Origin of the sequence: Kitasatospora sp. NPDC051984 (genome assembly GCF_044593455.1) — a bacterium.
In the GTDB taxonomy this organism is placed as follows: domain Bacteria; phylum Actinomycetota; class Actinomycetes; order Streptomycetales; family Streptomycetaceae; genus Kitasatospora.
Window position 1 is genome coordinate 1 of the sequence record NZ_JBIUCB010000021.1, and the last position, 15047, is coordinate 15047.

The window sequence follows — 15047 nt, forward strand, 5'->3', positions numbered from 1 at the left end:
CCGACTTCGACGCCGAGTTCTTCGGCATCTCGCCGCGCGAGGCCCTCGCCATGGACCCGCAGCAGCGGCTGCTGCTGGAGACCACCTGGGAGGCGATCGAACGCGCCGCCATCGACCCGGCCACCCTGCGCGGCAGCCGCACCGGAGTGTTCACCGGCGTCAACTACGCCGACTACGCGGCCGTCGTCGCCCAGTCCGAGGAAGGAGACGGCCATCTGCTCACCGGCAGCGCACCCAGCGTGGTCTCCGGCCGGGTCGCCTACACCCTGGGCCTCGAAGGCCCCGCGGTCACCGTCGACACGGCCTGCTCCTCCTCGCTGGTCGCCATGCACTACGCCGGCCGCGCGCTGCGCGGCGGCGACTGCTCGCTCGCCCTGGTCGGCGGCGTCGCCGTGATGGCCACCCCCGGTGCCCTGATCAGCTTCTCCCGTCAGCGGGGACTCGCCGAGGACGGTCGCTGCAAGGCCTTCTCGGACGACGCGGACGGCATGGGCATGGGCGAAGGGGTCGGCGTCCTGCTGCTGGAGCGGCTGTCGGACGCCCGCCGCAACGGACACCCGGTACTGGCGGTGGTACGCGGTTCTGCCATCAACCAGGACGGTGCCAGCAACGGACTCTCCGCCCCCAACGGCCCCTCGCAGCAGCGGGTGATCCGGGCGGCGCTGGCGGACGCCGGGCTGACCGCGTCCGACGTGGACGTGGTGGAGGCGCACGGCACCGGCACCACCCTCGGCGACCCCATCGAAGCCCAGGCCCTGCTGGCCACCTACGGCCAGGACCGGCCCGCCGACCGGCCCCTGCTGGTCGGCTCCCTCAAGTCCAACCTCGGCCACGCCCAGGCGGCATCGGGTGTGTCGGGGGTCATCAAGACGGTGCTGTCCATGCAGCACGGGCAGGTGCCCCGCACCCTGCACGTCGGCAGGCCCTCCGGCCACGTCGACTGGACGCGCGGAGCGCTGGCCCTCGCGACCGAGCAGCAGCCCTGGCCCCTCCACGGCCGCCCCTTCCGGGCCGGAGTGTCCTCCTTCGGCCTGAGCGGCACCAACGTCCACACCATCCTCGAACACACCCCCCTGGACGACGACGGCCCGCCGGCCGAGCGCACCCCCGCCTCGGCGGTGCCCTGGCTGCTGTCGGCGAAGAGACCGCAGGCACTGCGCGCCCAGGCCGACCGGCTGCGCCGCCACCTGGACGGCAGCCCCGGCTCCGACCCGCGCGACATCGGCTCCGCCCTGTACGGGCGCACCGCCTTCGAGTACCGGAAGGCACTGGTCGGGGACCGGGACCAGCTCCACACCCTGCTGGGCCGGATGGCCGACGACGACTCGGGAGCGTGGGACGGCGGTCGCCCGGTCGACGGTCGGGTGGCGCTGGTGTTCCCGGGTCAGGGTTCGCAGTGGGTCGGGATGGCTGTCGAGTTGCTGGGTGAGTCGGAGGTGTTCGCCGGGCGGATGGCCGAGTGCGAGCGGGCTCTGGCGCCTTACGTGGACTGGTCGTTGGCGGAGGCGCTGGGTTCGGAGGTGCTGCTGGCGCGGGTGGATGTGGTGCAGCCGGTGCTGTGGGCGGTGATGGTGTCGCTGGCCGAGGTGTGGCGTTCGTTCGGCGTCGTTCCGGACGCGGTGGTGGGCCACTCGCAGGGTGAGATCGCCGCTGCGTGCGTGGCTGGCGGCTTGAGCCTGGAGGACGGCGCGCGAGTTGTGGCGCTGCGTTCTCTGGCGATCCGCGCGCTGGCGGGCCGGGGCGGTATGGCGTCGGTGCCGTTGCCGGTCGAGGTGGTCCGTGAGCGCATCGCGGGCCGGCTTTCGGTGGCGGCGGTGAACGGCCCGTCGTCGACGGTGGTGTCGGGCGACGCGGACGCGGTCGCGGCGCTGGTGGAAGAGCTCGTGGGCGAAGGGGTGCGGGCGCGGCTGATCGAGGTGGACTACGCGTCGCACTCCGCACACGTGGAGGAGGTCCGCGAGCGGCTGCTGGCCGACCTGGACGGGATCGCGCCGCTCTCGGGCGAGGTGCCGTTCTTCTCGACGGTGACGGGCAGTTGGCTGGACACGAAGTCGCTGGACACCGAGTACTGGTACCGCAACCTCCGGGAGACCGTCGAGTTCGGCAAGGCCACCGAGGTGCTGCTGGAGGAGGGCTTCCGGTTCTTCGTCGAGTCCAGTCCGCATGCGGTGCTGGGCGTGGCGGTGGGGGAGTCGGTGGAGGCCGCGGGTGCGGATGCCATGGTGCTGGGGACCTTGCGTCGTGGGGAGGGCGGCCCGGCGCAGGTGCTGCGCGCGGTGGGCCGTGCGTGGGAGCGCGGGCTGGGGGTGGACTGGTCGGGGGCGTTCCCGGGGGCGCGGCGCGTCGAGCTGCCGACGTACGCCTTCCAGCGCACCCGCTACTGGCCCGAGCCGGCGCCCGCCACGGCGGCCGATGTGGGCTCGGCGGGGCTCGACCCGGCCGACCACCCCATTCTCGGGGCGGCCATCGAGCTGGCCGACACGGGTGAACTGCTGCTCAGCGGCCGGATCTCGCTGCGCACCCACCCCTGGCTCGCCGACCATGCCGTGGCCGGTGCGGTCCTGCTGCCCGGCGCGGCCTTCGCGGAACTCGCCGTACGTGCCGCGGACGAGGCCGGATGCCACGCGGTGGAGGAACTGACGCTCCAGCAGCCGCTGTTGATATCCGCCGACACCGCCGTCCGCGTGCAAGTACGGGTCGGCGCCGCAGACGCGGACGGCAGCCGTTCGCTGGACCTGTTCTCCTGCCGGGAGGACGCGGCAACCCCGCACTGGACCGCGCACGCGACCGGCCGGCTCACCGCCGACGCCACGACCCGCGAACCGTCGCCCGCACCCGTACCGGCCGACGCCGGTGCCTGGCCGCCGCCCGGCGCCGTCCCGATCCCCGTCGACGACCTGTACGAGCGGTTCGACGCCTCCGGTTACGGCTACGGACCCGCCTTCCGCGGGCTCACCACCGCCTGGCGCCGGGGCGACGAGATCTTCACCGAGGTGCGTCTGCCCGAGGACCGGAACCGGTCCGCCTCCGCGTTCGGCGTGCACCCCGCGCTCCTGGACGCCGCCCTCCAGGGGCTGTTCCTGAGCGCCCAGCCGGAGACCGGGCCGGGCCCGGACCGGCCGTCCGCCGGACTGCCGTTCTCCTGGAGCGGGGTCAGGCTGCACGCCTCCGGAGCCACCGCGCTCAGGGTGCGGCTCGGCTTCCGGCCGGACGGATCGGTGTCGATCGACGCGACCGACCCGCACGGCCTCCCGGTCGTGTCGGTCGAGGCGCTCGCCGTCCGCCCGATCGACCTGGACGCCCTCCGCCCCGGCGGCGGCCCGGAGTCCCTCTACCGGCTGCGGTGGTCGGAGGCGCCCGCCACCGCACCCGCCGACCTCCTCGGAGGCTGGGCCGTCCTCGGTGGCCGGGAGCTTTTCCCGGACAGCCATCCGGACCTGGCCGCGTTCGGTGCCGCACTGGACGGGGGAGCGCCGTCGCCCGCCGCGGTGCTGGCCTGGTGCGACCACGCCCCGCGCCTGCAGTCCCCGCCCGACGCCGCCTCCGTGCACACCGCGCTGGACGACGCCCTGCGGCTAGTCCAGGACTGGCTCGCCGACGACCGCTTCGCCGACTCGCGCCTGGTGCTCGTCACCCGGGGCGCGGTCTCCACGGAGGCCGGTGAGGAGGTCACCGACCTCACCGGCGCCGCGGTCCGCGGCCTCGTCCGCTCCGCCCAGTCCGAGCACCCGGACCGCTTCCTGCTGATCGACACCGACGACCCGGCCGCCGTGACCGGGCTGCTGCCCCAGGCACTGGCCGGAACGGAACCCCAGCTGGCGATCCGCGCCGGACGGCTCCTCGCCGCCCGCCTCACCAGGGCTGCCGTCGCCACGGACCCGGGCCCGGACGCGCCGTCCGGTATCGGCGCGGCCGGGGGAACCGTCCTCGTCACCGGGGCCGGCGGCGCGCTCGGCGGCCTGGTGGCCCAGCACCTCGTGACCGCGCACGGCGTACGGAACCTGCTGCTCGTCGGCAGGCGCGGCGCGGACGCCCCGGGCCTGGCCGACCTCGCCGCCGAACTGCGCGGACACGGCGCCCGGGTGGACGTGGAGGCCTGTGACGTCGCCGACCGGGACGCGCTCGCCGCCCTGCTCGCCGGCATCCCCGCCGACCGTCCGCTGAGTGCGGTCGTCCACGCGGCCGGCGTCCTGGACGACGGGACGGTCGAGTCGCTGACCCCCGACCGGATGCGCCACGTCCTGCGGCCCAAGGTCGACGCGGCCCTCAACCTGCACGCCCTCACCCGTGAGCTGCCGCTGTCGGCCTTCGTCCTCTTCTCCTCCGCGTCCGCCACGGTCGGCAACGCGGGGCAGGGCAACTACGCGGCGGCCAACGCCTTCCTCGACGCGCTCGCCCAGCACCGGCGTGCCCTGCACCTGCCCGCCCAGTCGCTCGCCTGGGGCCTGTGGGCGCAGCGCAGCACCATGACCGGCACGCTCAGCGCCACCGGCCTGCGGCGGATGTCCCGGGGCGGCACCGCGGCCATCGGCAGCGAAGAGGGCCTGGCCCTGTTCGACGCGGCGCTCGCCTTGGACGAACCGCTGCTCGTCCCGGTCAAGATCGATCTCGGCCGGCTCCGGACGGCGGCCCGGACCGGGCCCGTCCCGGCCCTGCTCTCCGCGCTGGTCCCCGGGGCCGCACGCCGCCCCGCCTCCGGGGCGGACGCCGCCGAAGCGGACTCGCTGCGCCGCCGGCTGACCGACCTCACCCCGGAGGAGCGCCTCGCCACCCTGCTCGACCTGGTGCGGAGCCGGGCCGCCGACGTCCTCGGCCACGGCGGAGCGGGGGCCGTCGAGCCGGACCAGGCGTTCAAGGACCTCGGCTTCGACTCGCTCACCTCCGTCGAACTCCGCAACCGGCTCGGCGCCGCCACCGGCCGCCGGCTGCCCGCGACCCTGGTCTTCGACCACCCCACCCCGGCCGCCGTCGCCGCCTATCTCGCCGGGCGCCTGGTCCCCGACGGGCCGGGCGCCACCGGGAAGGCCACCGGGACGCCGGGCCGGACGGACCGCGCGGACCACGAGATCAGCTCCCTGCTCGCCGCGATCCCACCCGCCGCCCTGCGCCGGGCGGGCCTGCTCGACGCGCTGCTGGACCTCGCCGACCGACCGGACGCACCGGAGACGCCGGCTCCCGCCGCCGACGACATCAGTGGCATGGCCGTCGACGACCTCGTCCGGATGGCCCTGGGCGGCGAACGTGACTGACCGACAGCCGCAGAAGGAGAAGCCCAACCCCATGCCCACCGACACGGACCAGGTGGTCGCCGCCCTGCGCGCCTCGCTGCTGGACAACCAGCGCCTGCGGCAGGAGAACCGGCGGCTCCGCGACGACTCCGCCGAGCCCATCGCCATCGTGGCGATGAGCTGCCGCTACCCCGGTGGCGTGCGCACCCCGGAAGACCTGTGGGACCTGCTGGTCAAGGAGCGCGACGCGGTCTCGCCGTTCCCCGCCGACCGCGGCTGGGACGTCGAGGGCGGCTTCGACGCCGACCCCGACGCCCCCGGCACCTTCTACGTCCGCGAAGGCGGCTTCCTGCACGACGCGACCGGCTTCGACGCCGGCTTCTTCGGCATCTCCCCGCGCGAGGCCCTCGCCATGGACCCGCAGCAGCGGCTGCTGCTGGAAGCGTCCTGGGAGGCGATCGAGCGTGCGGGCATCGACCCGGCGACCCTGCGCGGCAGCCGCACCGGCGTCTACACCGGAGTGATCTACAGCGAGTACGGGTCCCGCCTCGGCCGGGTGCCCGACGAAGTGGAGGGCTTCCTCGGCACCGGCACCATCCCCAGCGTCGCCTCGGGCCGGATCGCCTACACGCTGGGCCTGGAAGGCCCGGCGGTCACCCTGGACACCGCCTGCTCGTCCTCCCTGGTCGCCGTGCACCTCGCCTGCCAGGGACTGCGCTCCGGCGACACCACCCTCGCCCTGGCCGGCGGGGTGACCGTGATGTCCACCCCCGGCCTGTACGTCGGATTCAGCCGCCAGCGCGGCCTGGCACCCGACGGGCGCAGCAAGTCCTTCTCGTCCGCGGCGGACGGCGCCGGGTTCGGGGAGGGCCTGGGCCTGCTCCTGCTGGAACGGCTCTCGGACGCCCGCCGCAACGGGCACCCGGTGCTGGCCGTCATCCGCGGCTCGGCCGTCAACCAGGACGGCGCCAGCAACGGGCTGACCGCCCCGAACGGGCCCGCGCAGCAGCGCGTCATCAACGGGGCGCTCGCCCACGCCGGACTCGCCCCGTCCGAGGTGGACATGGTGGAGGCGCACGGCACCGGCACCGTCCTCGGCGACCCCATCGAGGCCCAGGCGCTGATGGCCACCTACGGGCAGGACCGGCCCGCCGGCCGGCCGCTGCGGCTGGGATCGCTGAAGTCCAACCTGTCCCACACCCAGGCCGCCGCGGGCGTCGGCGGGGTGATCAAGTCGGTGCTCGCGATCCGGCACGGCGTGATGCCGCGCACCCTGCACGTCGACCGCCCCTCGCCCCGCATCGACTGGACCGAGGGAGCCGTCTCCCTGCTCACCGAGGCCACCCCCTGGCCGGAGACGGGACGGCCGCGCCGGGCCGGGGTGTCCTCCTTCGGCGCCAGCGGGACCAACGCGCACGTCATCCTCGAGCAGGCCCCGGCCGACCCGACGGCTTCCACTGACACGCCGGTCGACCAGCCCGCCGCGGTCCCCTGGATCCTGTCGGCGCGCACCCCGGAGGCGCTGCGCGCCCAGGCGACGGCGCTGCACGAACGGGTGACGGCGGAACCGGGCCTGAACGTGCTGGACGTGGGCCGTTCGCTGCTGGCGGGCCGTTCGCGGTTCGCGGAGCGTGCGGTGGTGGTGGGGGCGGACCGGGACGAGCTGCTGGCCGGTCTCGCCGCCCTGTCGCGGGGCAAGGGCTCGGCGGCCGTGCCGGTCGGTGGCGGGCCGCTCCCCGGCCGTTCGGCGCTGGTGTTCCCGGGCCAGGGTTCGCAGTGGGTGGGCATGGCGGTCGAGTTGCTGGGTGAGTCGGAGGTGTTCGCCGGGCGGATGGCCGAGTGCGAGCGGGCTCTGGCGCCTTACGTGGACTGGTCGTTGGCGGAGGCGCTGGGTTCGGAGGCGCTGCTGGCGCGGGTGGATGTGGTGCAGCCGGTGCTGTGGGCGGTGATGGTGTCGCTCGCGGAGGTGTGGCGCGCGTTCGGCGTCGTTCCGGACGCCGTGGTCGGCCACTCGCAGGGTGAGATCGCGGCCGCCGTGGTGGCGGGTGGTCTGAGTCTGGAGGACGGGGCGCGGGTGGTCGCGCTGCGTTCCCGCGCGGTGGGGACGCTGGCGGGCCGGGGCGGTATGGCCTCGGTGCCCCTGCCGGTGGACGTGGTGCGGGAGCGGGTCGCGGGCCGGCTGTCGGTGGCCGCGGTCAACGGCCCGTCGTCGACAGCGGTGTCGGGCGACGCGGACGCGGTCACGGCGCTGGTGGAGGAACTCCTGGAAGAAGGGGTGTGGGCGACTCGGATCGAAGCCGACTACGCGTCGCACTCCGCACACGTGGAGGAGATCCGCGAGCGCCTGCTCGCCGACCTGGACGGCATCGTGCCGCTGTCCGGCGCGGTGCCGTACTACTCCAGCGTGACCGGCGGCCTGCTGGACACGAAGGCCCTGGACGCCGAGTACTGGTACCGCAACCTCCGGCAGACCGTCGAGTTCGAGCAGGCCACCCGCGCGCTCCTCGCGGCCGGCCACCGCGTCTTCATCGAGTCCAGCCCCCAGCCGGCCCTGATGTACGGGATCGAGGACACGGCCGCCGACGAGGGCGCCCCGGAGACGGTGGTGCTCGACACCCTGCGGCGCGGAGCCGGAGGGCTCCGCCGGCTCCAGCTCGCCCTCGCCGGGGCACACGTCCGGGGCCTGCGCGTCGACTGGGAACGGCTGTTCGCGGGAACCGGCGCCCAGCGGGTGGACCTGCCCACCTACGCCTTCCAGCGCCGCCGCTACTGGCTCGACGCCCTGCCGGCCGACCGGGACCAGGCGGCCACGGGCCAATCCGCCGCGGACCACCCGCTGCTCGGCGCCGCGATCGAACTGCCCGACGACGCGGGCACCCTCTTCACCGGCCGGCTCTCTCCGGTCACCCACCCCTGGCTCGTCGACCACGCCGTGGCCGGAGCCGTCATCCTGCCCGGCGCGGCCCTCGTGGAGCTGGCCGCGTACGCGGGCCGCCACCACGGCTGCGCCCTCGTGGAGGAACTGACCCTCGCCGCCCCGCTGCTGCTGCCCGACGACCACGCCGTACAGCTGCGCGTACGAGTGGGTGCCGAAGACGGCACGGGCCGGCGCCCGGTGGAGTTCCACTCCCGGCCCGAGGCCGCCCCCGGCGCCGCCGACCGGCCCTGGACCCGGCACGCGACCGGCACGGTCGGTCCCCGGGACTCCTCGGCCGATCCGGACGACATGGCCGGACCGGCCGGCGCGTGGCCCCCGCCCGGCGCCGTCCCGCTGGACGTGGAGGAGCTGTACGGGCTGCTCGAGGCCCGTGGCGTCGCCTACGGCCCGGCGTTCCGGGGCCTGCGCGCCGCCTGGCGCACCGCGGACGCGATCCACGCCGAAGTGGCCCGGCCCGACGGCCTCCCCGGCACCGGGGCGGACGGCTTCGGCGTGCACCCGGCGCTCCTGGACGCGGCCCTCCAGACGACCGGCCTGCGCGAAGGCGCCGCGACCGCGGAGCCCGCCGACGGCGTCCCCCTGCCGTTCTCCTGGCAGCGCGTCGCGATCGAAGCCTCCGACGCGCCGGTCCTGCGCGTCCGGCTGCGCCCCGACGGCCCCGACGCCGTCACCGCGCGGATCACCGATCCCTCGGGGCGCACCGTGGCGACGGTCGGCTCGCTCACCCTGCGGACGGCGTCCACCGCCGCGCTGCGGGCGTCCTCCGGCTCCGTCTTCCACGTCGGCTGGACGCCGGTCACCGCCGGGCCCGGTCCGCGCCCGGTCACCCGCTGGGGCCTCCTCGGCCCGCGGGACGAGCGGCTGCTGCCGGACGCCTTCCCCGTCGAACCCCGGTCCGCGACACCCGACGCGGTGCTGCTGACCTGCCCGCCGTCCGTCGACGCCCCCGCCTTGGACGCGGACCCCGCGGCGGTGCACGCGGTCGCGGCCGGGGTGCTGGACCGCCTCCAGGCCCACCTGGCCGACGACAGCACCGCCCGGACGCCCCTGGTGGTGCTCACCCGGGGAGCGACCGGCCCGCTCGGCGCGCGGCCGGCGGACCCCGGCGCGGCGGCCGTCTGGGGCATGCTCAGGGCCGCTCAGCTCGAACACCCCGACCGGTTCGTGCTGCTGGACACCGAAGGGCCGGACCAGGACGGTCTCGGCGACGCGCTCGCCGACCTCCTCGCCACGGGCGAACCGCAGGCGGCGCTGCGCGGCGGCATCCTGTACGCCCCGCGACTGGTACGGCCCACGGCCTCCGCCCCCGCCTCCGCCCCCGCGTCCGCGATCCGGTCGGCCGGCGCGTTCGGGCCGTCCGAGGGGACGGTGCTGCTGAGCGGCGGTGGCGCCCTCGCGGCCGTCCTGGCGCGGCACCTGGTCGCCGCGCACGGGGTACGCCACCTCCTCGTGCTGAGCCGCCGCGGCGCCGACGCCCCCGGCCTGCCGGAGCTGGCGGCGGAGCTGGCCGGGGCCGGAGCCGAGGTGACCGCCCTCGCCTGCGACGTGTCCGACCGCCGGGCCCTGGCCGCCGCCCTGGCCGCCATCCCCGAGAGCCGTCCGCTGTGCGCCGTCGTGCACACCGCCGGAGTGCTCGACGACGGCCTGCTGGACGGGCTGACGGCGGAGCGGATGGCCGCCGTCCTGCGGCCCAAGTTCGATGCCGCCCGCCACCTCGACCGGCTGACGCGCGGAGCGGACCTCGCCGCGTTCGTCGTCTTCTCCTCCGCCGCCGGCGTGCTGGGCAGCCCCGGCCAGGCGTCCTACTCGGCCGCCAACGCCGCACTCGACGCCCTCGTCGCGGAACGCCGACGGCTCGGGCTCCCCGGCCTGTCCCTGGCCTGGGGGCCCTGGGAGCGGGTGAGCGGGATGACGGCGGCACTCGCCGGCCCCGACCGGCGGCGGATCGACCGGCGCGGCGCCCGCGGCCTCTCCGACGAGGAAGCCATGGCCCTGCTGGACACCGTGTGCGCCGCGGACGCCGCCCCGCCGGGAGACGGGAGCCCCGTCGTCCTGGCCCACCTCGACCTCACCGTGCGCGGCGACGGCCCGGTCCACCCGATGCTGCGCTCCCTGGTCCGGCGCGGCCCGGCCGCGACGACCGGGGCGAAGGCGGCGCCGAGCGCCACCGCGGCGCTTCGGCACCGGCTCGACACCGCCGCCGACGCACGGGAACGCGAGCTGATCCTGCGCGAACTCGTCCTCACCGAGGCCGCCGAAGTCCTCGGCCACACCGACTCGGGGGCACTGTCCGCGACGGCGCCTTTCCTCTCCGTCGGCTTCGACTCGCTGACCGCGGTCGAACTCCGCAACCGGCTGGCCGCCGCCACCGGAGTGCGGTTGCGGCCCTCCGCCGTCTTCGACAGCGGAACCCCCGCCGCGCTCGCGGCACGCCTCGCCGCCGAGGCCCGGACGGAAGACACCCCCCGGCCCGAAGCGGCACCCGTGGCCGACGCCGCTGACACCGACACCGACCCGGCGAGCGTGCTGTTCCGCCGGGCCTGCGCACTCGGCCGGGTCGACGAGGGCATCGCGCTGCTCAAGAACGCCTCCGCCCTGCGCCCGGCCTTCCACAGCGGCAGCGACCTCGCGGCCGCCGGCGCCGGCCCGCGGCTGCTGCACTTGAACGAGCGCGCCGACGCCCCCGTACTCGTCTGCTTCGGCTCCATCGTCGCCCTCGGCGGCGCCCACCAGTACGCCCGCTTCGCCTCCCGCTTCCGGGACCGCTACGCCGTCGCCGCCCTGGACGCCCCCGGGTTCACCCCCGAGGAGGACCTGCCCGCCGACATGGCGGCCCTGCTGGACTTCCAGGCGACGACCCTGCTCCGGGAACTGCCCGGACGGACGCTCGTCCTGGCCGGCTCCTCCTCCGGCGGCACGCTCGCCCACGGAGTGGCCACCGAGCTGGAGCGGCGCGGCGCGGGCCCGGCGGCCGTGGTGCTGCTGGACACCTACCTCTCCGACAACCGGGGCATCACGCAGTTCAACGACGTCCTGCTGGGCGGCATGTTCGCCCGCGAGGAGCGGGCCGCCCCGATGGACGGGACCCGGCTGACCGCGATGGGCGGCTACTTCCGGCTGCTCGACGACTGGAAGCCCCCGGCAGTCCGCGCCCCGCTGCTGCTGGTCCGTGCCTCTACCCCGCTCGGCAGCCCGTCCGCCGACGCCGGTGAGTGGCGCGCGTCCTGGGAGGGCGCCGACGCCGTCGTCGACGTTCCCGGAGACCACTTCTCGCTCATGGAGCAGCACGTCGCGACCACCGGCGACGCCGTCGCCGACTGGCTCGACGCGACCCTGCGCACCCCCGACACCTTCCCTACCCCCAACGGCCAGTGAGAACGAAGGAGAACCCGTTGACCACCGCCCCCTATGACGATTCCCCCCCGCGGCACGCCCTCACGGTGCTGGGAGCCGGGGTGATGGGCGTCGGAATCACCGTCCTCGCCCTCGGGCACGGCCTGCCGGTCCACCTGGTCGACGTCGACCGGGAACGGCTCGACCGGGCCGCGGACCTGATCGGCGGCGAACTCCGGCTGGCCGAGCTGATGGGCGCACTGCCCGCCGGGACGCCCCTCGGCACCCTGGCCACCGGCACCTCGCTCAAGGCCGCCGCCGGAGCCACCGCCGTCATCGAGGCGGTCACCGAGAACGCCGCGATCAAGGCCGCCGTCCTGTCCGAGGTCTCCGGACTGGTCCGGCCCGGCACCCTGCTGATCACCAACACCTCCTCCATCCCCGTCGACGAACTGGCCGGGGCCCTGGAGCGGCCGGAGGAACTGGTCGGCACCCACTTCATGAACCCGCCCTACCTGATCGGAACCGCCGAAGTGGTCCGCGGCGCCAGGACCGGGGACTCCGCGATGGCCGCCGTGGCGGCCCTGCTCACGGCACTGCGGCGGAAGGCGGTGGTCGTCCGGGACGCGCCCGGCTTCGTGACCAGCCGCATCCTGCACCCGATGATCAACGACGCGGCCCGGGTCGTGCAGGAGGGCACGGCGACCGCCGAGGACGTCGACGCCCTGATGCAGGGCTGCCTGGGACACCCCACCGGCCCGCTGCGCACCGCGGACCTGATCGGCATCGACAACCTCGTCGACTCCCTCACCGTGCTCCACGAACGCACCGGCGACGACGGCTGCCGCCCCGCCGAACTGCTGCTCCGGCTGGTCCGCGAGGGCCGGCTGGGGCGCAAGTCCGGGCGCGGCTTCTACGACTACACCTGATCACCCGACCACACCTGATCACCCCGATCACCCCCGATCACCCCGAAAAGGAGACGGCCATGAGCAGGACGAACACGCCCGACACCCACGCCCTGGAGAAGGAACTGCTGGAGTTCCTGGAAGGACGCACCGGAACCGCCTGGGACGCCGACACCGACCTGTTCGACGCCGGCGGGCTGTCGTCCCTCTTCGCCATGCAGGTGGTGGTGCACCTGGAGAAGACCTACGCCATAGCCGTCCGCGGCGCGGACCTGCGGCTGGACAACTTCCGCACCGTGCGGCGGATGGCCGAGCTGGTGGCCCGGCTCCAGGAGCCCGCCGTCGGGGGCCAGCATGGGTGAGGACCTGAGCGGCGCCATGACCGCCGTCACCCTGCGGGTCGGCGACCTGGCGGGGGAGTGGGACCGGACCGGCCTCATCCCGCGGGCCCTGCTCCGCGAGCTGGGCGCCGAGGGCCGGCTGTGCGCCGAAGTCCCGTCGCAGTACGGCGGCTGGGGGCTCAGCAGCACGCACAGCGGCGCGTACACCGCCCACGTGGGCGGCCTGTGCAGCTCGCTGCGCAGCGTGATGACCTCCCAGGGCATGGCGGCGTGGACCATCCAGCGCCTGGGCACCGCCGAGCAGGCGGCCGTCTACCTCCCCCGGCTGACCGGCGGCGAGCTGGCGGCGGTCGGCTTCAGCGAGCCCAGGGCCGGCAGCGACCTCTCGGCGATGACGACGACCGTCCGCCGCGACGGCGACACGGTCGTCGTCGACGGACACAAGAAATGGGTGACCGCCGCCCACTACGCCGACCTGCTGGTCATCGTCGGCCGCTACGAGGACGGCGCGGTGGCCGTCGTGGTGCCCGCCGACGCGCCCGGCGTCCGGATCGAGCGGATCGCCGACCCGCTCGGCTGCCGCGCGGCCGGACACGCCGACGTGCACCTCGACGGGGTGCGGCTGCCCGCCGACAGCGTCCTGGGCGGTCACGGACTGCCGCCGGCCCTGCTGGTGACGACGGCGCTGGCCTACGGGCGGATGTCCGTCGCCTGGGGGTGCGTGGGCATCCTGCGGGCCTGTCTGGCGGCGGCCACCTCGCACGCCGCCGGACGGGAGCAGTTCGGCAAGCCGCTCGCGGAGCACCAGCTCGTCGCCGGACACCTCGCCGACCTCTACACGGCCGAGCAGGTGGCCACCCGGGTCTGCGAGCACGCCAGCCGCTGCTGGGACGAAGGATCGCCGGACCAGGTGGTGGCGACCGTGCTGGCCAAGCACGTCAGCGCGACCCAGGCCGCTCAGGCTGCGGCGACGGCCGTCCAGGTACTGGCCTCGGCCGGCTCCCGGGACGGGCACACGGTGGCCCGGGCGTACCGGGACGCCAAGATGATGGAGATCATCGAGGGCAGCAACGAGCTGTGCCGGCTGATGCTGGCGCAGCACGCCCTCTCCGCCACGGGGGCACTGTGAGCGGTCCCGCGGCCGACGAGACGAGGAAGGACGACATGGCTGAGACCGTCAAGTGCCTGGTCTGGGACCTGGACGGCACCCTCTGGCAGGGCACCCTGCTGGAGGACGGCGAGGTGCGCCTGCCGGACGAGGTGCGCAAGGTGGTGATCGAGCTCGACTCCCGCGGCATCCTGCAGTCCGTCGCCAGCCGCAACGACCACGAGCACGCCTGGGCCCGGCTGGAGGCGTTCGGCCTGGCCGAGTACTTCGTCCTGCCGGAGATCGGGTGGGGCGCCAAGTCCGAGTCGGTGCGCCGGATCGCCGACCGGCTGAACTTCGCGCACACGACCATCGCCTTCGTCGACGACCGGCCCGCCGAACGCGCCGAAGTGGCCTTCCACCTGCCCGACGTCCGCTGCTACCCGGCCGAGCAGGTCCTCGACCTCCCCGAACTCGCCGAGTTCACCCCCGCGACCAGCACCGTCGACTCCCGGCGGCGGCGCCAGATGTACCAGGCGGGCTTCCGCCGGGAGGCCGAGCGGGCGGCCGCCCCCGGCCCCGACGAGGAGTTCCTGCGCTCCCTGGACCTGCGGATGCGCATCGGCCGGGCCACCGGCGAGGAGCTGTCCCGGGTCGAGGAACTCACCCTGCGCACCAGCCAGATGAACGCGACCGGGGTCCACTACCCGGACGCGGTGCTGCGCGGCCTGATCACCGACCCCCGGCACGAGGTCCTGGTGGTCACCCTCACCGACCGGTTCGGCCCGCACGGCGCGGTCGGCGTCCTGCTGCTGGAGCGGCACCCGGGCCTGTGGCACCTCAAGCTGCTCGCCACCTCCTGCCGGGTCGTCGCCTACGGCGCCGGCGCGACCCTGCTGAACTGGCTGGCCGACGCCGCCGCCCGGGCCGGGGTCCACCTGGTCGCGGACTTCCGGGCGACCGAACGCAACCGGATGATGGAGATCGCCTACCGGTTCGCGGGCTTCGAGGGCCTGGACGAAGCCCCGTGCCCGTGCGCCGACGTCCTCGCACCGGCCCCGGAGGACACCGGACTCCAGCGCCTGCACCTGGTCCCCGGCCCGCGCGTGGTGTCCACCGTCATCAGCGTGGACGCACCCGACCTGACCACGCCGGAAGGGGGCCCGGGAACACCGTGACGGCCGCGGGGCCCGGCGCTCCCGGGAGCGCCGG

The 15047-nt window shown here is 75.3% G+C and carries 6 protein-coding genes; all 6 read left to right on the forward strand.

The window, feature by feature from the left end; translation table 11 throughout:
- The coding region (locus tag ACIHEI_RS29575; RefSeq protein ID WP_396608825.1) for a type I polyketide synthase at positions 1-5249 on the forward strand (5249 nt) is incomplete at its 5' end.
- Between the two features lie 31 nt (positions 5250-5280).
- Positions 5281-11541 carry a type I polyketide synthase gene (locus tag ACIHEI_RS29580; protein WP_396608826.1) on the forward strand — a complete coding sequence of 2087 codons (6261 nt, stop codon included), beginning with the start codon at positions 5281-5283 and terminating at the stop codon, positions 11539-11541.
- A 17-nt stretch (positions 11542-11558) separates the two neighbouring features.
- Positions 11559-12428: a 3-hydroxyacyl-CoA dehydrogenase family protein gene (locus ACIHEI_RS29585; RefSeq protein ID WP_396608827.1), complete on the forward strand. Its 870-nt coding sequence runs from the start codon at positions 11559-11561 to the stop codon at positions 12426-12428.
- Positions 12429-12487: 59 nt separating this feature from the next.
- Positions 12488-12769: an acyl carrier protein gene (locus ACIHEI_RS29590; protein WP_396608828.1), complete on the forward strand. Its 282-nt coding sequence runs from the start codon at positions 12488-12490 to the stop codon at positions 12767-12769.
- Positions 12762-13877: an acyl-CoA dehydrogenase family protein gene (locus ACIHEI_RS29595; protein ID WP_396608829.1), complete on the forward strand. Its 1116-nt coding sequence runs from the start codon at positions 12762-12764 to the stop codon at positions 13875-13877. The genes ACIHEI_RS29590 and ACIHEI_RS29595 overlap by 8 nt, the downstream gene beginning before the upstream one ends.
- A 35-nt stretch (positions 13878-13912) precedes the next feature.
- Positions 13913-15013, forward strand: a complete 1101-nt coding sequence (locus ACIHEI_RS29600) for an HAD-IIIC family phosphatase (RefSeq protein ID WP_396608830.1) — start codon at positions 13913-13915, stop codon at positions 15011-15013.
- Positions 15014-15047 lie beyond the last annotated feature (34 nt).